This is a genomic window from Terriglobus albidus, assembly GCF_008000815.1.
Lineage (GTDB): Bacteria > Acidobacteriota > Terriglobia > Terriglobales > Acidobacteriaceae > Terriglobus > Terriglobus albidus_A.
This window is the reverse complement of record NZ_CP042806.1, coordinates 5,063,422-5,081,907: the sequence shown is the minus strand read 5'-3', so window position 1 is coordinate 5,081,907 and position 18,486 is coordinate 5,063,422. Positions and strand designations below refer to the sequence as shown.

The following is an 18,486-nucleotide window of genomic DNA, read 5'->3' as shown; positions in this document are numbered from 1 at the left end:
ATTCAGCGTGTGAGGTACAGATCCCGAAGGCAGGTTCTGCGATAGCTTGCCGGCGCGACGCCGTAGGTCCGCTTGAAGGCCCGGCTGAAAGCAAACTCTGATTCATAGCCGACATGCTCGGCTACCTCAGCCAGGCTGGTCTCACGTCCGAGGAGCAGGCGAGCGGCCAGGACCATGCGCCAGCGTGTGAGATAGGCGAGGGGAGCCTCACCCATCCTTGCGGAGAAATGGCGGGCAAACGCTGCGCGGGACTGGCCGGCTTCCGCGGCGAGAGTCTGTACCGTCCAGGGATGGCCAGGGGAGGCGTGAATCGCCGTTACTGCGCGGGAGAGATTAGGATCGCGAAGCGCCGCTGCCCAGCCGGGAAGGTTATCGCTGATCGAGGCAGACCAGGCACGCACGATATACACAAAGAGCGCATCGAGGAGATGCTGGATCAGCGTCTCACTGCCCGGGGCTGGAGCTTCGCTTTCCGCTGTGAGTTGACGGAGCGTCGACGAGAGGGAAGGGTTCCTCTCGATCTCTTCGCGGCTGAAATAGATGGCCGGCGGCAGCGCGTTCAGAACGGGGTGCACCATCTTGATGCCTGAGAGGTAAACGCCGCAGAGCAGCGTGCTGACCGTCTCTCCGGTGATGGGCCGTGACGGGCAATGCAGAAAATCCTCAAGCGGTTCGGGAGTGACATCGAGGCTCGAGAGGATGTCATGATCCAGTCCCTGTGGCACCAGCACAAGATCACCGGCCTCAAGTTCAAGCGTCGGCACAGCGGAGCCGCGCAGCCAGCAGGAACCTTCAACCACGTAATGAAACATGACGCCGTCGTAGGTGGCGATGCCCATGCCCCATGGAGCGGACGTGCGCGTACGGCACAGCGCCGCGGCATTGCTCGCGATCTCACTGATCCAATTCGCGTCGGCAGCCTGTCTCATACCGGACTGACGTTAGCACCCGAATGAGACGGACGGCAATGAAAGCGAGACGCCTGCCCATGTCTTCGCGGCGCGGCATTCCTTAGGTTGAAGAACGAGGAGAGACGTAATGAGTCCACGAGTCATCGTTCCCCTGACGCTCTTTTGTATCGCCGGCAGCGCCGCCGATGGCGGAGCCTACTTTGCCTTCTCAACCTTCGTGATGCAGGGCTTGCAGCGGCTGCCTGTCGATGCAGCGGTCACGGCCATGCAGCAGATCGATCTTACGGCGGTGAATCCCTGGTTTGCTTTGGCATTGTTCGGCACCGGCCTGGCTTCGCTGGCGCTGGCAACGCAAGTGATTCGGAAGCAGCCGGGCCGAAGCTCGATGCTGACGGCTGTCGCCTTGTACCTGCTGTCGCTCGCCGTGACCTTCGGATGCAACGTTCCGTTGAACAACACCCTGGCAAGCGCCGACGCTCATGCTGCGAATGCAGCGCAGACATGGGCAGCGTTTTACAACGTGTGGATGCTGTGGAACCACACCCGAACCATCCTGGCGCTGGCCTCCACGGTGTTCTTTGCCATCGCTCTTGCGCGGTACGAACAAGGAGAGACAGCATGAAGACACTGGTCACGGGAAGCACAGGAAAAGTTGGAGCGGCAGTGGTGGAAGCTCTTGCCATCGCCGGGCAGGAAGTTCGTGCGGCAAGCCGTAGCCCGGAGAATGTTGCCGCGATCGATGGGGTTGAAGTCGTGCGCTTCGACTATGCGGATCCGGCGACTTTTGCAGAATCGCTGAAAGATGTCGATCGGGTCTTTTTGATGGAGCCACAGCCGGCTGTGGGGCCTGCGGATGAAGTGATGCTTCCTATGCTGGAAGCCGCAATGCAGCGCGAGTGCAAGATCGTCCTGCTTAGCTCCGCAAGCGTGATCTTGCAACAGGAACCATTGAGCCGCGTGGAAGAGGTGGTGCAGAAAGCTGCGCGATGGGTGATTGTGCGCGCGAACTGGTTCATGGATAACTTCCATACCTGGTGGGCAGAGCCGATCAAGTACAACGGCATTTTGCCGCTACCGGCGGGTGACGCGTTGACTCCATTCATCGACGCCCGCGATGTAGGCGCGGCCGCCGCAGCGGCGTTGATGAGAGAAGACATAAACGGCAAAGTCTTCCAGCTGACCGGCCCGGAGGCTCTACGCTATGACGACGCTGCCGCTGTGCTGGGCCAGGCAATACAAAGCGAGGTGCGATATGTACCGATGGAAGACGATGAGTTCGCCAAAACGCTGTCGCAGGCGGGGCTTCCGGAAGAGTATGTCGCTTATATCCTCAGCCTGTTTCGCGTGACGCGGACCGGAAGGCTCTCACAGCCAACCCGTGACTTCGAGAGGCTGACGGGGAAAACACCTCGATCGCTTCGGGAGTATGCCGCCGACTACCGCGAGATGTGGCAGTAAATGGAAAAGAAACAGGAGGGGAAAATCCCCTCCTGTTTCTTCCGGCTGTAACGTTTAGCGCTTTTTCGCAGCTTTTTTGCCGGCAGCCTTTTTCACGGCTTTGGCGGCGGCCTTCTTTACGGCTGTCTTTTTCGCGGCCTTCTTTGCCGGAGCGACGGGTTTCACCGCCTTCTTTGCAGCCTTTTTCCCCGCTTTCTTGGCGGCTACCTTCTTTGCGGCCTTCTTGCCTGCTTTCGCCGGGGTTGAGGCTGAGGCTCCCGTACGTGCCAGATGTTTCTCGAGAAGCGCCTCAATCTGTTCCAGCAGGGTCCTGGTTTGCATGGGCTTGACCAGCATCTTGTCCGCGCCCATCTCTTGCCAGTCATCGTCGGCGACGGGGAAGGCGGTCAGCAGCGCAATTGCCGGAGGGTTGGGCAGTCCGCGGGCGTAGCCGACCACATCGCGGCCGGCTTGTTCATGTTCCATCCGCATGTCCGTGATGACCATGTCGTACGGTTTTGCGCGGAGTTTGTGGCGGCCCTCCAGGCCGGAGGTGGCGGTATCGACGTCGAAGCCCGAGATCTCCAGAACTGCTTTTAAGGTGAGGAGGACGGCAATTTCGTCATCGACGAGCAAAATGCGGCGTTTCATTCAGGCAGAACTCCTAACATGCCCTATAGTGGGCAATCAACATTGCAACATAAAACGTTGTACTGATGGGAGATGGGATGCGGAAGCCCCTTCCGCTGGTTGGTTCATCGGCTGCCATGCCCGTTTCGGGCGGGAAGGCGACTTTCCGCGTGCCGCATGGAGGAATCCAACCAATGACCCTGCGAAATTGCTATACTTTCGTCTGCGTGCTGAGCCGTTTGGCGCTCCAGGCGCGTCAAACTTTAGACCCACAGATTTAGATCCCGGAGGCTTCTTATTCCACCACCGTTTAACGACAAGCGATCGCAAAAGAGTTTCATCCGCACCAACGAAAGAATCCGCGCCCGTGAGGTGCGTGTGATTGACGAGAATGGCGAGCAGGTCGGCATCATGCAGCCATTCGATGCCCTCAAGATCGCACGCGAACGCGGACTGGACCTGGTGGAGATTTCGCCCAACGCCGTTCCCCCGGTGTGCCGTATTCAGGATTACGGCAAGTTCCTCTACGAGAAGGACAAGAGCGACCGCGCCGCGAAGAAGAAGCAGAAGGTCATCACCATCAAGGAAGTAAAGTTCTCCGTCACGGTGGACGAGCACGACTACCAGACGAAGAAGAACCAGGCCGTCCGCTTCCTGCAGGAAGGCGATAAGGTGAAGGCCAGCCTGCGCTTCAAGGGCCGCCAGATGGCACACCGCGACCTTGGCTACAAGATCATCCACCGCTTGATCCAGGATGTGGGTGAGAACGGCACCGTCGAGTTTATGCCTCGCATGGAAGGCACTACGCTGCACGCCATTCTGGCTCCGACCAAGAAGGCCGAGCCGAAGAAGCCTGCTGCACCGGCTAAGCCCGAAGGCGCGGCCGAGCCAGCGCCGGTTCCACACGCGCCTGTTTCTCACGCATAGACGCAATCCAATGTTTCTTCGATGAGGGGCTCCCGCTGCGGAGCCCTTTTTCGTTGCCTGCGGAGCCCTTTTCGTTGGGAAGAGCTTTATTCCAACGCGCCTTCTTTGACCCAGCGCTCCAGATCACGGATCTCCTGTTCCGGAAGCTTGCCACGACGGTTCGGCATGGGCATAGGATCGTCCTTAGGCCCCTCGTGCCGCACCAGCTTGATCATGAGGCTCTTTTCCGGATCGCCGGGAACCAGCGACGTGCCATGTTTGCCGCCCTTCAGCATGTAGGCGCGGCTGTCGACCCGAAGGCCGCTCTCGTGGTTCAGGCCGGCGTGACAGCGGTAGCAGCGGGTCTGCAGGATGGGCTGGACGCGGTCGATATAGAGATTACCGGTGTTCTTGTAGGTGACGTCTTCCGGAGTCATTGGCTTGTCACAGCCGCTGAGGCCGGCGGTCAGAGCCAGCAACAGGCTCGCACAGGTGGCGGAGGAGACCCTGGAGATCGTAGAGCATTTTCCCTGCAGGTGTAGAGTAGGGTTTCCGCATCTATGGGCGTTTTCCGCAATGAAAACGCCGCTGCACGTCACTTTCGGGTTACCCAGAAACAGGGAAAATGCTCTAATGCGCATGCTTCTTCATCGTAGCGGAGACGGCAGGGGAGGCGAACTCTTCGCGCGGCGGTGTTTACTGATTCCTACACAGAATCCTTCTGGTTACTTTTTGCGTTACCGAGACGGGGGTAGGGTTAAAAGTGCTCTGGCCCCTGACGCGGGCTTCTTAGTTGTGTGTATGCGTCGCCTTGGATGGGTGTTTTTACTCGTGGCTGCTGTCGCCGGTCAATTGCCGGCGCAGCCCACGAGTAAGAAGCCGGGAAAAAAGCCCGCTGCGGGATCGCCCGCAGTACGCTCGACCACCCGTCCGTCTGCATCCGCTACCGCAAAACCGAAGGCCGTTGCTCCGGCGACACGCACCGGCCACTCTCCTGTTGACGAAGCTGGGAATCGCGCTGCTGCCGCGGCGGCGGCAGAACGTGTCCACGCCTGGCTGAGAGACCACCACGAGGTCGTCGCCGACGACGCGCCGTCTCCATCCCCGGTTGCAAAACCTGTCCACAAGCCTGTGGCGACGGCTTCTGTTCCGGCTGCTTCAGCGAAGCCCGCAGCTCCGGCAAAAGATGACGGACAGAAGGCAACAACCGAAGATTTCCTGAAGGCAGCCCAGCAGCGAAAGTCACTGGAACAGAAGCATCCACCTGCGGAAACTGAAGCCCCTGAGCCGGAAAAGACCACACACCTGCCTCCCAAGGCCGAGGCGCCGGCGCCGGTGGTGCATGTTTCGCAGACCGAGGATGCTGAAGAGTCGCAGCCTGCCGAGCCGGCGGTTGGCCCTGCCGAGCGCCCGAAGCTGACTCCGGCGAAAACCGAATCTGCTCGCAAGCCTGCAATCGAAGAGAGAGCGGCCTCAGAACTGCCGGCCCCACCGGTGCTTGCCGTGAAGCGTACCGAGCTTGTCGAGGAGAGTCCCGCCGCAGCGCTGCCTCAGCCGAAGCTGACCTTCCGGCGCGGCCGTCTGATCGTCCCAGCGCCGCTGCTGGGGTCGCATGCCATTCTGGTGCGTCAGAATATCGTCGCCGACCGTTACGGTCTGGAACGCGTGCAGGATGATGCGGACCTTGTGCGTCTGCGCAAAGCCAAACAGCTCATCGCGCTGCCCGATAACAAAGTGATGCAGGTCGATGACCGTCTGGAAGCAGACAGACGGTATGCCCGCCCCTGGGCGGTGAAGTTCTTGAATGACCTTGGCCGCGCACACTATGAGCGCTTTCACGGCCCCCTGCAGGTAAACTCAGCCGTCCGTACCGTGGAGTTCCAGCAGCGCCTGCTGCGCACCAACGGCAACGCCGCCCCGGCGGAGGGAGATACCGCTTCGCCTCACCTGACTGGCCAGGCGGTCGATCTGGCCAAGCACGGTCTGTCTATGACAGAGATTGCCTGGCTGCGTGCGTACCTGTTGCCCCTGGTGCAGGAAGGCAAGATCGACGTGGAAGAGGAGTTCCAGCAGGCCTGCTTCCACATCAGCATCTACAAGAACTACATGCCCGAGCCGAAGACGAAGGAAAAGCCCAGCAAATCGCGGCTGCCCAAGGCTTCGCTGGCAACCGCTCTGCCTTAGAGATATCGATACGCTCCAGACAGCCCATGCACCGGGTGCCCCATCCATCGCGAGCGTGGGTGGGCAGTCGAGCGAAGCTCGAACCGGTGGGAGCCGTGGCCTTCAGGCCACGGTCAAACAGCATCTAGAAAGGCTGGCTTTAGCCCTGGGCCTTTTCTCCTGGATCGAACCAAGAACCCAGGGCTAAAGCCCATTTATTTTTATGCTTTTATCAGCGGGCTGAAGCCCACTGAACACCCCAACCAGTGAGGCTGGTTGGGGACCCCGCTGCTCCCACCATTTCGCCCATGGTCTGGGCTATCTCAGATCAACCGATACGCCTTAGCTGCTCGCGCCAATCGTCATCAGATCAGGCTCGATCCACATGCGGCGGGCCTCGGTCGATTTCACAACGTTGAAACTGTAATAGCGCGTCAGGATATCGCGCTGCCGGCCAAAGTGTTCAACCGCCTCGGTGACGAAGGCAGCGCGTGTTGCCTCAGGACGCCGGCCGAGTTCCGCTGCCAATATCCTGATCCAGAAGACCGTAATCGTCTCGTGATATCCGCTGGTATCGGTGTTTTGTGTGCCCACGGATTCGTTGTAGGCACGGATGCGCCGCCTCATCTCGGCGAGTGCTGCTTCCGGACCGAGGGCATGGACATACCATGCACCGCTAAGGATATGGGCGGCATGCGTCCAGCATTCCTTCGGAAGCGTGCCGGCTTCGAATGCCGACACGAAGGCCGCAATCTCCTCGTGGGTGGATGGAAACGGATGCATGTTTTTATCCTCTCACCTCACCTTGTAGAGCATTTTCCCTTTTGCTGGGTACCCCGAAAAGGGCTGTGCAGCGGCGTTTTCATTGCGGAAAACGCCCGTAGATGCGGAAGCCCTACTCTATACCAACAGGGAAAATGCTCTAGTCTGGTTGCACTCACCTTGTAGTCTGGTGCAATGGAGCCAGTCACTCATTTCATGACGGGTGCGGTGTTGAGCCGTGCCGGTTTCAATCGCAAAGCCGCATATGCCACGTTGGCTATGACCCTGGCCGCGGAGCTTCCGGACATCGATTATGTCTATCGCCTTGGCGGTCCGCTGGCCTATTTTCAGCACCATCGCGGATGGACTCACAGCCTGTGGGCACTGCCGCTGGAGGCAGCCTTCATCGTCGGGATTGCGAAGCTGGTGCATTGGTGGCGGTCGGCGAAGGGAAGTACTCCGGCGGCGCCGGTCCGCTGGGGCTGGCTCTTTGTTTTTTCCTGGATTGCGCTTCTGAGCCACCTGCTGCTGGACTACACCAACAACTACGGCGTGCGGCCGTTCGCTCCCTGGAACCCTCGCTGGTATGAGGCGTCGTTGGTGTTCATCGCGGAGCCGCTGCAGTGGCTGTTCCTGCTGGGTGCGCTGTTATTGCCTTCGATCTTCGGCCTGGTAGCGAACGAAGTTGGAGCGCGGCGTTCGGCATTTCGTGGGCAAGGCCTGTCAATTGCAGCTCTGGTCTTCACGGCCGTGCTGTGGGTGGTGCGCGACTTCGAACACGGCAGAGCGGTGCGCCTGGCAGAGGCGAATGAGATCTCCGGCGAGCCCGTGCTGCGGGTGGCGGCCAACCCGTATCCCGTGAATCCCTTCAAATGGCAGGTCGTGATCGAGACGCCGAAGTACTTTCGGCTGGGCGTAATGGATACCCTGCGGGACGAGATGACCAGCGACCCCAGCAATGACCTGATCCGCAAGCCGCCCACAACGCTGTCGACGCTGGCGGCGAAGCGCTCCTGGCTGGGAGAGGTCTATCTGGATTGGGCGCGGTGGCCGGTGGTAAGGGAGCAGGCGCGGGACGCCGCCTCGGCGGCTCCGGGAGACGACGAGACCGAGGTGACGTTTGACGACCTGCGCTTCCGTTACAGCTCCAGCTTTCTGGACGGGCGGATGCGGACACCACTGCGCGGCGTTGCAACCGTGAATACGGATCACAGAGTGGTCGAGATGCAGATCGACGGCAGCGTGCAGAAGCAGGGAGATTGAGAGCGTTGTATGAGTGAGCTGATCCGAGCCGAGCGTGCTCTCGGCGACTTTCACCTGACTGTCTGTACCGATGGCAGGGTGCTATTCGATGGCGGCGCCATGTTTGGTGTGGTACCGAAGACGCTATGGTCGAAGAAGGTGCAGGCAGACGAGCAGAACAGGGTCGCGTTCGGGCTGAACTGTCTGTTAGTCCGGACTGGCAGGCACAATGTGCTGATCGAGACCGGCTTCGGCAACAAGCTGTCACCGAAGCTGCGCGAGATCTATGGGACCCAGCAGAAGCTTCCGGAGTCTCTGGCAGCAGCCGGTATCTCTCCGGAAGAGATCGATATCGTGATCAACACCCATCTGCATTGGGACCACTGCAGTTGGAATACGACTCTGCATCCTGACGGCAGTGTGACGCCTACCTTCCCCAATGCACGATACTTCGCGCATCGCGGCGAGGTGCTGCATGGTCATCACCAGTACGAGCGCGACGCTATCAGTTATGCCTCAGCGAACTACGACCCGCTGATCAAAGCCGGCCAGATGACGCTGATCGACGACGAACGCATGACCGCGCCGGAGATCTGCGACGGCATCTGGGTCGAGCTCTACCCCGGCCACACGGAGCAGTTGATGGCTGTCCATATCGAGAGCAGGGGAGAGCACGCCGTCTTCGTCAGCGACCTGATTCCGACGCGACATCATCTGGACGTGAGCTGGGCCATGGGCTTCGACCTGGACCCAATCCGCACCATCGACGAGCGTAAACGCTACTTTGCCGAGGCACTGCCGAAGCGATGGCTGACGATCTTCCCACACGATCACGAGCTGCCGATGACATATCTCAAACAGGATGAGCGGGGGCGGGTCGTACCGGAGTAGGGAAGACAAAGCGGAAAACAATTGGGGGAGCGCCGAAGCGCTCCCCCTTTTCAGCCTGATCCTCAGGCCAGGGGTTAGAAGGTGTAAGCAACCTTGATACGGATCTGACGAGCACTCTGGAAGAGGTTCGGTAGTCCGTAGCTGCTGCTTACGATCTTGTTGCCCTGGTTGGAGGGGCCGGAACCATTGTTACTGACTCCAACGTAGTCCCAGCCAGTGAGGAGGGAGTTGAAGTTGATGCCGGTTGGATTTGTTGAAGTTGAAACGCTCGGATAAGTAGCGGCAGTAAGCGGAACCTGGTTATAAGCGGTTACCGCGTGTTGGCCGAACAGGTTGTATACGTTCATCTCGATCCCGAACTTGCGGTTTTCGTGATCTTGGCTGACATGAACATAATGGGTCAGGTTTGCATCAGTCTGTAGATAGGCAGGAGTACGACGACCTGTCTGGACCGCTCCAGCAGTGATAGTACCGCCACTGCCTCGTGTGATTGGCACCCAGTTTCCTAGGCCCTCAACCTGCTGTACCGCTGAGGTCGAAATGACTGGCCAGGAGGTGCTTACTGGGGAGCCCTGGTAGATGACCTGCTGCAGACCGAGACGGGTTTCACCAAGCAGCCACTTCTGACCATAGGAACCATAACCACCAAAGGTATTAGGACGGTCAGTCGGCAGTGGCCCGTTCATGACGTTACCATGTGCATCAAACTGCATTTGGGGCTGATCGAATGAACGATTATTGTTCGGGCTCTGACGTCCACCACCACCGTCAGTGTTAAAGGTTGAGGTCAAACCAGGGTAGTTACCCCGCAATTTGCTGAATGAGTAGAACGCCGAGAAGAAGTACTTGCCGGTGGTTTTCGTCAGGCGAAGATCAATGCCGTCGTAGTTGCGAATGGCGCCGGGTTGTGCAGGGCATGAGGGACAAATCGGAGACGTGATTCCCGACCCGGGAAGGGCGCGATGAAGCAGGTCACCGAATGTAGTGCCCGGGTTTCCAATGTAGAAACCAAGGTTGTCGGTTACACCGATATCTTCAACCGTACGCTCAAGACGTTTCCGTGCATAACGGGCGGTGAAGGTTGTATTCGGGGTGATGGCCCACTCGGAGCCCACAACGAACTCGTGCTGTGCCATGGGTTTCATATTTGGATCAACGCCAGGGTCAGTTGGGTTGATGACATTTTTGCGGAGATCAAGGTTTTCGATAAAGCGATAGCCGCTTGCGACACCGATGGCACTCCCGCTGGTGGGGCAAGCATGGCCATCTGCGTTATTGCCCGGGACAAATGCATTGTAGTTAGGATTGTCTAGAGCATATACGCAGTTGTGCCAGTATTCACCGCCGAAGGAACCACGCGGCAATGAGTACTTGATCACATCGAAGAACTTGCCATAGCTTCCGTAGACTTTCAGCTTGCCGTTGTGAAATACGTCATATGCCGCACCGATACGAGGTGCAACCTTTTGTGTCAGGTCGAAGTTGACGCTTGAAGCTCCAGCACTATAGGGCGGCAGGTATTCCTTTTCCAAACGGACACCTGCGTTAATGGTCAAGCCAGTATGGGCAACGGTCCATCCATCTTGGATGTAAAACCCGCTATTGTTACCAGCAGCCTTGCCACCCGTCGAGTAGTCATAGACATAGAAGTAGCCGTAATTTCCACGGCAATGACCTGCGGCGGAAGAGCCATAAGTCGCCACGTTTTGCGCTATCACAGCATCACATGCAGTAGCTGATGTCTGTGGTGTGTAGTCGATACCGAATTCCTGGTATACGAGCGCTGTTTTGTAACCACTGTTAAGGTTGTTGGCTACGCTAGTCCATGCCCAGCCACCTTTGAAATTGTGAGTTCCTGCCCAGCCAGTTTGAACGTAGGACAAGTCAACCGCAGCACTCTTACGCTGTAAAACATTGAACTGTTGCTGCGTGTTCGCAGCAATATTGGCATACCCAGTCTTTTGTTGATAGGCACTGGGAACGCTCGATCCATCCAAACCCTTCGTCGGAACTGTTCCTGTGTTATCGACTGAGCCCGAGTCAAAGTAGTAGCGGACTCCGGTAGGCTTACCGCGATCTGAAGTGTTGTTGTACAGATAGCTGTAGCGTCCGGAAACAAGGAATTTCGAGTTCACCGTGTAGTTCGCGCCAAAGAGATAAATAGCTCCTGGAGAAACCTGGCCAGAGTCTGCACGATAGGTTGTTGGATCGTTTCCTGCAGTTGTATTGACTTGCCCTGCAACTAGAGAGTCGGGGTTCGGAAGACTGTTGCCGACGATGCGGCTGTATAGATATTCCCAGCTGGCGAAGGTTGTCAATTTGCTAAATGGGGTGTAGTCAACACGAGAGAACCCATAGTGGATGTCCTGATTTTGATAGAACTGACGCGGTCCTGGATTGGTTCCCGTGAAATTAACATCACGGCGAAGCCTGTAGAACTGAGGGACATAACTGCTATAGAGACGGACTTTATCCTTCAGAATAGGTCCGCCAATGGTAAAGCCCGGTTCTACGATGCGATAGTGATCTTGCTTGGCGATGAAGTAATAGGCGGTTGCATCCGTACGGGTGGTTGAACTGGCGCTGCCGGTTTTCAACAGGCCGCAGGTGGTAGACCAATTGCACTGGTCGTTGGCATTGAGCGCACTGGAACGGTAGTAGCTGAAGATCGAGCCATGCCAGTTATTGCTGCCATTTTGCTGTAGAGCATTGACGACGCCGCCAATAGCTCCTCCGAATTCGGCCTCAAAGCTCGAGCTTTTAACTTGGACGCTCTGTACAAATTCGAAGGGGACTTGATAGCCAACACCGCCGCCGACGATGCCAGTGACGTTTACACCTTCCATCATGTAGACGTTCTCACCGTCAGATGCTCCGTCAATCTGGTAGCCCTGAGTGCGATTGCCGTTGAGAACGCTGCCGGTAGCAGATTGCAATGGCTCCTGGCGAGCGCCGGGGGCGAATGGGATAACGGATTGGAACGAACGCCCTTTCGGAATCTCCGACAGAATTTGGCTGTCGATGGTTGTTTCGACCTTCGATTGCGTTGTATCCACCATTGCAATCGAATCGGTGACGTCGATAATGGTTTCTGCGCCAACAGCAACCTTGAGGTTCAGATTGGGAAGATCGCCAGCATTCAGCGTGAGGTTAGTAGCTTTGGCCTTCATGCCGCTTCCCTCCACCGCGATTGCATAAGTCCCGGGTGGAAGTGCGCTCAGCCGGTAAAAACCATGTGAGTCTGTTCTTACCGTGACGGGTTTGATTAGCTTATCGCTCGTCGCCGTCACGACAGCATCTGCGACGACCGCCCCGGTCGGGTCGGTCACGGTGCCCTGAATCGCGCCAGTGGTCTCCTGCGCAAAGGCAGCAGGGACGGCCACTATCGCAAATACAAGCAAAGCTAGCCCAGCCGCCAGGCGGCGGAGGGTTGAGGCTGTATTTCGCATCAATTGGACCTCTCGAAACAAAAAAAGTCGGCCGAGTTTCATGGCTCGTGCCGTATGTGTTTATGTATGCCGCAGCGTTCGATGCATTCGTTTCTTCATCGCGCGTCTGGCGGCCGTCATTGCGTTTCGGACATCCCCGAAAAATGTATACATATTGGTGTACAAAAATTGAGCTCAATCACATGCACCAAAGCTGGATTTTCTGGGAAGCCGGTACCAGATTGCGAGGCTCCCGGCGATATGTCAAGAAATTTAATCAATTGATAGCGCAACCTTTATCTTTCTCAAACGTCCGGCTGAATTTAATCTCGGACAAAGGTTTGTCTCCCAACAGAAAGGCGCTCCCGAAGGAGCGCCTTTCGTAATCGGAAGGTAACGGTCGTTATTCCACAGGGGCTGCCGAGGTGTGACCGACCAACTGGCCGTCCATATCGGCCAGCACGTAGCTGAGTACGCCCAGCAGGGCGATGTTCTTGCGGAAGTCTTCCGGATCCACCTTGTCCAGCGTGTCGGCTTCAGTGTGGTGCCAGTCGAAGTAGTGCTCGCCCACCGTACGCGGCGAGAGCGATGGAACCCCGGCAGCGACAATGGGGCCGATGTCCGATCCGCCGCCTGCCGGTGAGGCCGAATCCGCCCCGATGGGCTGCAGCAGCGAGGCGATCTGCTTGATCGTGTCCCAGGACTTCTTCTCCTCGGGCGTCAGCTTGCTTTCATCCAGAGCGCGCTGAGCTCCGCCACCCATGGCAGCCATCGCGGCCATGGCCGCTGCCGGGTTGGCGCTTGCTCCAGCCTGGCGACGGGCTGCAGATCCCGAAGCCGGGCCTCCGCCCATGACGGTATAGCCGATGCCGACGGGACGCTCGACGCCACCGTCGGACTCGATGGCCGCAACGTGGTTCTTGACCTTATCGCCAAGGGCATCGCGATAGGCACGGCCGCCGGCGCCGCCGTTCTCCTCATTCACCCAGAAGACGACCCGGATGGTCCGCTTGGGCTTCAGGCCGAGCTTGTGGATCAGGTTGACGGCCTCGAAGCAGGAGATGATGCCACCGCCGTCGTCCATGGCTCCCTGGCCCACATCCCAGCTATCGATGTGTCCGCCCAGAACGACCACCTGTTCCGGATGCTCGCTTCCTGGGATCTCGCCCACCACATTGCCGGCCTTCTGGTCCGCCTCCATGTGTGCTTCCATCTTCAGATGGACCTGGACCGGGCCTTCCTTGGCGAGGCGCTCGAGAAGCAGAGCATCTTCCACCGTGATGGCAGCGGCGGGAACCTTCGGCATATCGGGCAGGTAGGTCAGCGTGCCGGTATGCGGAGTCTGCATGGCAAGTCCGGTCGCCGAGCGCACCAGAACAGCGACCGCACCTTTGGCCGCCGCACGCGATGGACCAGTGGTGCGGTGGATGGAACCGAGGCCGTAGCCATGCCAGCCGGGGTTGAAGACGACGATCTTGCCCTTGATCTGGTCCTCGGGGGTGTTCGCCAGCGCAGCCAGGTCCGGGATAAAGATGACAGGAGCGGTAATGCCCTCAGTCGGGGTTCCGACGCTCATACCCAGGCCCAGCATGTGCAGCGGCTTAGAGAAGGGAGCAACGATCGAAGCTTCCTCCTGTCCGCGTACCCAGTGCGGCACCTTGGCTTCCTGGATGCTGACATTCTGGAAGCCCGCCTTCTTCATCGTCTCCTCACCCCAGCTCAGCGCCTTCAGCAGCGAGTCGGAGCCCGAGAGGCGCTTGCCGATATGGTCGGTCAGATAGGCCAGCGTCTCGTAGCCTTCGGTGTCCTTCATCGCCGCGGCGATGATCTTGTCGGCGTCAGCCTTGTATTTCTCCGCGACCGGTCCGTTCTGTCCAGAGGTCTGGGCAACAGACGGAACGACCGCAGATACAGCGAGTACAGCAGGCACGAGCAGGCGGAGAGTCTTCACGAAACATCCTTGCTGGAACAAATTTTTGGTGCTGTGCCTGTTAGTGTACTGCGATTAATCGAGGTGCTGGATTGGCCGCAATGCAAAAGGCCCACGCCATGTGCGTGGGCCTTTGTGGGAAGCAATCGATTGTCAGGCTAGCTGTCGCCCGCCGTCTTGACCATGCCGGCGAAGCTCTCGCGCAGATACTTGTGCGGATTGACCGGTGTGTTGCGGATGCGGACCTCATAGTGAAGGTGCGATCCGGTCGAGCGGCCGGTACGGCCGGCGTAGCCGATGATCTGTCCGCGGGTGACCTGCTGGCCGGCAGTGACGTTAAAGCCGGACATGTGTGCGTAGACGGTCTGCAGTCCGTGACCGTGGTCGATGACGACCTCACGGCCATATCCGTTGCCGAAGGCCGCATTCTCTACAACACCGTCGGCGGTAGCGCGGATAGGAGTGCCATAGGGAGCCGAGATGTCGACGCCCTTGTGGAACTCGCCTTCACCGTTCCCCAGGATAGGATCTTCCCGCTGGCCAAAGCTTGAGGTGATGGGTCCCATCACCGGCCAGAGCGACGGAGCGTCAGCGATGGCCTGCCAGTCCGAAAGGCTGTTCAGGCTGCCGAGCCGGGCTGACTGCAGCGACGGCGCGAGCACCCGGGCCGCAAGACCGGAGGAGGCGGAGTTGCGCAGAGCGTAGAACGTGTCCAGAGACTTGAAGTAGCTGTTGTCAGCCACAGGAGCCAGGGTGGGGTCAGTCGTCTTGGACGGGGACGAGAGGAACTTTGCCGAGGAGGCGGCCGCAAGCTTGCTAGCGGTCAGGCCGTACAGAGCGGAGACTTCATTAGCCAGGGCTCCCAGTGAGGCAACCTGGACATCCTTCTCGTGGTTCGCCTTCTGCAGCCGGGCGTAATCCTGCCGCAGCGACTCGCGATCCTGCCTCATCTGGTTGAAGCGCGCAGTCTTGATCAGCATGCGGGAGTAGGAGCCGGCCAGACCGACGATGGTAAACAGACCAACCACCGCAGCGGCGACAAAGATATAAGCGTAGTGCAGAGGGACGGGAACCTTATTGAGATTACCCTGCTCATCGCGCGAAACGAAGACGATGTAAAAGCGCTTTTTCAATGGACTGCCGCAGCCTTTATGCCCAGTCTTCGGCCGCGAATGCGTGTCTGCGGCACAGAGGCCCGGCATTTCCATTTGGCGAATCGAGATTGCTAATTCGCATTTGGGTCTGCCGATGTCTCCAGGGCGATTTGTTTCATTTTATTGCTCAGACCGTCCAATGGCAACTTTCAGGGTATGGTTTTTATATGCCATACGGGGAGCTTGAGCTCATACGGGAAATCAGGCGTAAGTCCTTACGTAACAGTGAGTTCATTCGCTTTGGGATCGGCGACGATGCGGCTGTTCTGCGCCCCCGTAAAGGAGAGGATCTGGTGGTTACGACCGACTTCTCTCTGGAAGATGTCCATTTCGCTGATTTCCACCCACCGTTTGCCGCCGGGTATCGCTGCCTTGCACGCGGTCTCAGCGACGTCGCCGCGATGGGTGGACGCCCGCTGGCGGCATTCCTCAGCCTGGCTCTTTCCCCTAGGTGGGCCCAGGACCGGACCAAAACCAGGGAGTTCCTGCGCGGCCTGCATGCGGTCGCAGATCAGTTTGGCGTTGTTCTGGCTGGCGGAGATACTGCCGGTGCTCCAGGAAAGCACACGGTGGCGGACATCATCGTGGTCGGCGCTGTGCCTCGAGGGAAAGCCCTATTAAGGAGTGGAGCCCGGCCGGGGGATGCCATCTATGTCACCGGTCGACTGGGCGGTGCTGCCGCAGAGTTCGAAGCGCTGCGTACTGACCCGAAGGCCTTCCGCAAGGTGAAGCCGGATGGGATGCACCCTCATCTCTTCCCGCAGCCGCGGATTGCGGTGGGACACCGGCTGCTGAAGCTTGCCTCTTCATGTATGGATGTGAGCGATGGTTTGTCTACCGATCTGCTTCATCTTTGCGAGGCCTCCGGCGTTGGGGCTAGTCTTCATGCGGATGTGATACCGTTAGCTCCACACAGCACTCTGGATCAGGCGCTCAACGGCGGTGAGGACTATGAGTTGCTGTTCACCAGCAGACGGTCTGTTCCGCGCAGGATCAACGGAATAGAGATCACGAAGATCGGAATCGTGACCGAGGGAAAGAACGTCTCGCTGCTTCAGAAAGGCCGTGAGCGGCGTCTTCGCCGAGGCGGCTGGCAGCACCTCACCCAGGAAAACAGGTAAACACCCCGCTAACCCCCGACTAAAGTAACCAAAAGTTGTATTTATGGCGCTTACCTAAGGCGTTATTTTGGTATTACTTGAGCGGTTTGCCATTGTGCTATAAAGTGGCAATCTTTTTCAGGCCATCACTATGGGAATCTGTGACATTCCTTCGCAGTCGCTGTTGAGCGATCGCGAGCTCTTTCGCGCACGTGTGCAAGAGGCGATCGATACAAGCCGCTCCAGCGGGGCGCAGGTGGCCGTGTTTTTGATCGACATTCATCGTCTGTACGAAATCTGTTCGTCCCTTCCCGAAGGTGAGGCGGAGAGTTTCCTGCATGAGCTGGCGAGCCGGGTGCGTCAGGTCTGCCCGCCGGATCATGTTGCCGGCCGGATCCGTTTGGATGAGATAGTGATTTTGCTGAGCCGGACCAGCCGGGAAGAGGTGAACCAGGTTGGCGAGGCTCTGCTGCGAACCTTCAAGATTCCGGTATCGGTAGGGATGACCGGTGATCTTCGTCTGACGGCGAGCATTGGCGTGAGCCTGCTGCCGAAGTCGAACCCTACGGTGACTCACCTGATGCGTCGCGCCGATGCGGCGTTGGGTATGGCCCGCCGGTCTACGGGAGAGCGGCTGTTTCTGTATGACTCCGCGGCAGAAGAGGCGGAGCTGCGTCAGGCGGAGCTGGAACGCGAGCTGCGCAATGTGCTGGTCACCGGTGGTCTGTATCTCGAGTTCCAGCCCATTGTGCGTTTAAACAGCGGCGCCATGACCGGGGCCGAGACTCTGTTACGCTGGCGCACCGAAGACGGCGGACTGATCATGCCTGGCACATTTGTGCCCCTGGCGGAGCATGCCGGTATGATGACCGCTATCGGTGGGTGGGTCTTCCGCGAGGCCTGCCGGCAGTGGACGACCCTGGAAGGACATGAGCGTCTGCGTCTGGCCGTCAATGTAACGGCATCGCAACTGGCCGATCCTCAACTGTTAGATGTGGTGGACGCAGCCGTAGCGGAGACGGGGGTCAATCTCGAAGAGGTTGAGCTCGAGATCACCGAAAGCACCCTGTTGCGCGAGGATCCACGCTCGATCCAGCAGATGTATGCCTTGCGCGAGATGGGCATAAAGATTGTGGTTGACGACTTTGGCACCGGATATTCCAGCATCGGATATCTGCGCCGCTTTCCTGTGGATCGCCTGAAGATCGATCGCAGCTTCGTGATGAATATTCCGGAGAGTCAGAAAGATTGTGCTCTGACGCGCGCCGTACTGGCGATGAGCGAACATCTCGGTATTCCCACGGTGGCTGAAGGCGTAGAGCGCGAAGAACAGCGCCGCTTTCTGGATCGGCATGGATGTTCTGAAGCACAGGGATATCTGTTCTCACCTCCGGTCAAAATGAATGTACTGGCAACATTGCCGGTACTGAAACGAGTCTGAGCGCGTCTTATGGAAAAGATGCGTGTTCCAGTGAGTGACACGTTTCCTGCGGAAGTTGCTCTACAATGCCTTTAGTGGAATCTTTCCTCAACCTTGCATGGGTCGTCATTGCGTTTGCAATGGTTAGCGGCGTCTGGATCGGTGTGTTCACCGGTAAGCTGACCGCACCCATGGGGCGTGCTCTGACGGCGACCGTGATGGTGGCCTTCCTGCTGTTACCGGTGATCTCCATCTCGGACGATATGCAGGTGCTTCGCAAGCTGACCGAGCCTGAGGATCTGACGATGCGGCGTCATCATGAAGCCATAACGCCGGAGTTCGAGCTTTTGTGTCTTGAAATGCTCTGCCTGGTTATTGCGCTGCTGTTTGTGCTGCGCCGCTTGCAGGTACTGGCTCGTCCGGATACGCGTATTCGCCGGTTCCTGAATGAAGATTTTGCACTTCTGCTGGGCGTTCGTCCGCCACCAGTTGCAGTTCTGTAGCTGCGTCGA

General features: G+C 58.4%; 16 protein-coding genes. 9 read left to right on the top strand and 7 right to left on the bottom strand.

Annotated elements, in window-relative coordinates; all coding sequences use genetic code 11:
* Nucleotides 1-2: 2 nt before the first annotated feature.
* Entirely contained in the window at nucleotides 3-929 is a 927-nt protein-coding gene (locus tag FTW19_RS20330) for an AraC family transcriptional regulator (RefSeq protein ID WP_147649392.1), read from the bottom strand.
* 109 nt (nucleotides 930-1,038) lie between these two features.
* On the opposite strand from FTW19_RS20330, the gene FTW19_RS20325 reads away from it, so the two are divergent.
* The gene (locus FTW19_RS20325) at nucleotides 1,039-1,533 is read left to right on the top strand and encodes a DUF1772 domain-containing protein (RefSeq protein ID WP_147649391.1); all 495 of its coding nucleotides are present in this window, start codon (nucleotides 1,039-1,041) and stop codon (nucleotides 1,531-1,533) included.
* Nucleotides 1,530-2,369: an NmrA family NAD(P)-binding protein gene (locus FTW19_RS20320; protein WP_187143075.1), complete on the top strand. Its 840-nt coding sequence runs from the start codon at nucleotides 1,530-1,532 to the stop codon at nucleotides 2,367-2,369. Before FTW19_RS20325 ends, FTW19_RS20320 begins: the two co-directional genes overlap by 4 nt.
* 54 nt (nucleotides 2,370-2,423) lie before the next feature.
* Here the strand turns inward: FTW19_RS20320 and FTW19_RS20315 are convergent, their stop codons facing one another.
* Nucleotides 2,424-2,999 (bottom strand): response regulator, encoded by a 576-nt coding sequence (locus FTW19_RS20315; protein ID WP_147649389.1) that lies wholly within the window; start codon nucleotides 2,997-2,999, stop codon nucleotides 2,424-2,426.
* Nucleotides 3,000-3,275: 276 nt separating this feature from the next.
* Here FTW19_RS20315 and infC point away from each other — a divergent pair, with 276 nt between their 5' ends.
* On the top strand, nucleotides 3,276-3,905 hold the full coding sequence (gene infC, locus FTW19_RS20310; protein WP_147649388.1) for a translation initiation factor IF-3: 630 nt from the start codon (nucleotides 3,276-3,278) through the stop codon (nucleotides 3,903-3,905).
* A gap of 86 nt (nucleotides 3,906-3,991) precedes the next feature.
* On the opposite strand, the gene FTW19_RS20305 is transcribed toward infC, so the two are convergent.
* Nucleotides 3,992-4,363, bottom strand: a complete 372-nt coding sequence (locus FTW19_RS20305; protein ID WP_187143074.1) for a c-type cytochrome domain-containing protein — start codon at nucleotides 4,361-4,363, stop codon at nucleotides 3,992-3,994.
* Nucleotides 4,364-4,715: 352 nt separating this feature from the next.
* On the opposite strand from FTW19_RS20305, the gene FTW19_RS20300 reads away from it, so the two are divergent.
* On the top strand, nucleotides 4,716-6,068 hold the full coding sequence (locus FTW19_RS20300) for a DUF5715 family protein (protein ID WP_187143073.1): 1,353 nt from the start codon (nucleotides 4,716-4,718) through the stop codon (nucleotides 6,066-6,068).
* A gap of 321 nt (nucleotides 6,069-6,389) precedes the next feature.
* Here the strand turns inward: FTW19_RS20300 and FTW19_RS20295 are convergent, their stop codons facing one another.
* Entirely contained in the window at nucleotides 6,390-6,830 is a 441-nt protein-coding gene (locus tag FTW19_RS20295) for a hypothetical protein (RefSeq protein ID WP_147649385.1), read from the bottom strand.
* Nucleotides 6,831-7,004: 174 nt separating this feature from the next.
* Between FTW19_RS20295 and FTW19_RS20290 the strand changes: the two genes are divergently transcribed.
* Both FTW19_RS20290 and FTW19_RS20285 read left to right on the top strand, forming a co-directional pair.
* Nucleotides 7,005-8,072, top strand: coding sequence for a metal-dependent hydrolase (locus FTW19_RS20290; protein WP_147649384.1), 1,068 nt, complete (start codon nucleotides 7,005-7,007; stop codon nucleotides 8,070-8,072).
* A 9-nt stretch (nucleotides 8,073-8,081) separates the two neighbouring features.
* Nucleotides 8,082-8,942, top strand: a complete 861-nt coding sequence (locus FTW19_RS20285; RefSeq protein WP_147649383.1) for an MBL fold metallo-hydrolase — start codon at nucleotides 8,082-8,084, stop codon at nucleotides 8,940-8,942.
* Between the two features lie 74 nt (nucleotides 8,943-9,016).
* On the opposite strand, the gene FTW19_RS20280 is transcribed toward FTW19_RS20285, so the two are convergent.
* From FTW19_RS20280 to FTW19_RS20270, 3 genes are all read right to left on the bottom strand, one after another.
* The gene (locus tag FTW19_RS20280; protein WP_147649382.1) at nucleotides 9,017-12,433 is read right to left on the bottom strand and encodes a TonB-dependent receptor; all 3,417 of its coding nucleotides are present in this window, start codon (nucleotides 12,431-12,433) and stop codon (nucleotides 9,017-9,019) included.
* 340 nt (nucleotides 12,434-12,773) lie between these two features.
* Nucleotides 12,774-14,321: a M20/M25/M40 family metallo-hydrolase gene (locus FTW19_RS20275; RefSeq protein ID WP_246153417.1), complete on the bottom strand. Its 1,548-nt coding sequence runs from the start codon at nucleotides 14,319-14,321 to the stop codon at nucleotides 12,774-12,776.
* Between the two features lie 137 nt (nucleotides 14,322-14,458).
* Nucleotides 14,459-15,433 (bottom strand): M23 family metallopeptidase, encoded by a 975-nt coding sequence (locus tag FTW19_RS20270; protein WP_147649381.1) that lies wholly within the window; start codon nucleotides 15,431-15,433, stop codon nucleotides 14,459-14,461.
* A 188-nt stretch (nucleotides 15,434-15,621) separates the two neighbouring features.
* On the opposite strand from FTW19_RS20270, the gene thiL reads away from it, so the two are divergent.
* The 3 genes from thiL (at nucleotide 15,622) to FTW19_RS20255 (ending at nucleotide 18,477) form a co-directional block, all read left to right on the top strand.
* Nucleotides 15,622-16,575: a thiamine-phosphate kinase gene (thiL, locus tag FTW19_RS20265; protein WP_147649380.1), complete on the top strand. Its 954-nt coding sequence runs from the start codon at nucleotides 15,622-15,624 to the stop codon at nucleotides 16,573-16,575.
* Between the two features lie 130 nt (nucleotides 16,576-16,705).
* Nucleotides 16,706-17,995 (top strand): putative bifunctional diguanylate cyclase/phosphodiesterase, encoded by a 1,290-nt coding sequence (locus FTW19_RS20260; RefSeq protein WP_147649379.1) that lies wholly within the window; start codon nucleotides 16,706-16,708, stop codon nucleotides 17,993-17,995.
* Between the two features lie 65 nt (nucleotides 17,996-18,060).
* Nucleotides 18,061-18,477 (top strand): hypothetical protein, encoded by a 417-nt coding sequence (locus tag FTW19_RS20255; RefSeq protein ID WP_147649378.1) that lies wholly within the window; start codon nucleotides 18,061-18,063, stop codon nucleotides 18,475-18,477.
* The last annotated feature ends 9 nt before the right edge of the window (nucleotides 18,478-18,486 follow it).

Coding starts and splice junctions, on each gene's coding strand:
- FTW19_RS20330 (WP_147649392.1), bottom strand. CDS start 929: ATGAGACAGGCTGCCGACGCGAATTGGATCAGTGAGATCGCGAGCAAT.
- FTW19_RS20325 (WP_147649391.1), top strand. CDS start 1,039: ATGAGTCCACGAGTCATCGTTCCCCTGACGCTCTTTTGTATCGCCGGC.
- FTW19_RS20320 (WP_187143075.1), top strand. CDS start 1,530: ATGAAGACACTGGTCACGGGAAGCACAGGAAAAGTTGGAGCGGCAGTG.
- FTW19_RS20315 (WP_147649389.1), bottom strand. CDS start 2,999: ATGAAACGCCGCATTTTGCTCGTCGATGACGAAATTGCCGTCCTCCTC.
- FTW19_RS20295 (WP_147649385.1), bottom strand. CDS start 6,830: ATGCATCCGTTTCCATCCACCCACGAGGAGATTGCGGCCTTCGTGTCG.
- FTW19_RS20290 (WP_147649384.1), top strand. CDS start 7,005: ATGGAGCCAGTCACTCATTTCATGACGGGTGCGGTGTTGAGCCGTGCC.
- FTW19_RS20285 (WP_147649383.1), top strand. CDS start 8,082: ATGAGTGAGCTGATCCGAGCCGAGCGTGCTCTCGGCGACTTTCACCTG.
- FTW19_RS20280 (WP_147649382.1), bottom strand. CDS start 12,433: ATGAAACTCGGCCGACTTTTTTTGTTTCGAGAGGTCCAATTGATGCGA.
- thiL (WP_147649380.1), top strand. CDS start 15,622: ATGCCATACGGGGAGCTTGAGCTCATACGGGAAATCAGGCGTAAGTCC.
- FTW19_RS20260 (WP_147649379.1), top strand. CDS start 16,706: ATGGGAATCTGTGACATTCCTTCGCAGTCGCTGTTGAGCGATCGCGAG.
- FTW19_RS20255 (WP_147649378.1), top strand. CDS start 18,061: ATGCCTTTAGTGGAATCTTTCCTCAACCTTGCATGGGTCGTCATTGCG.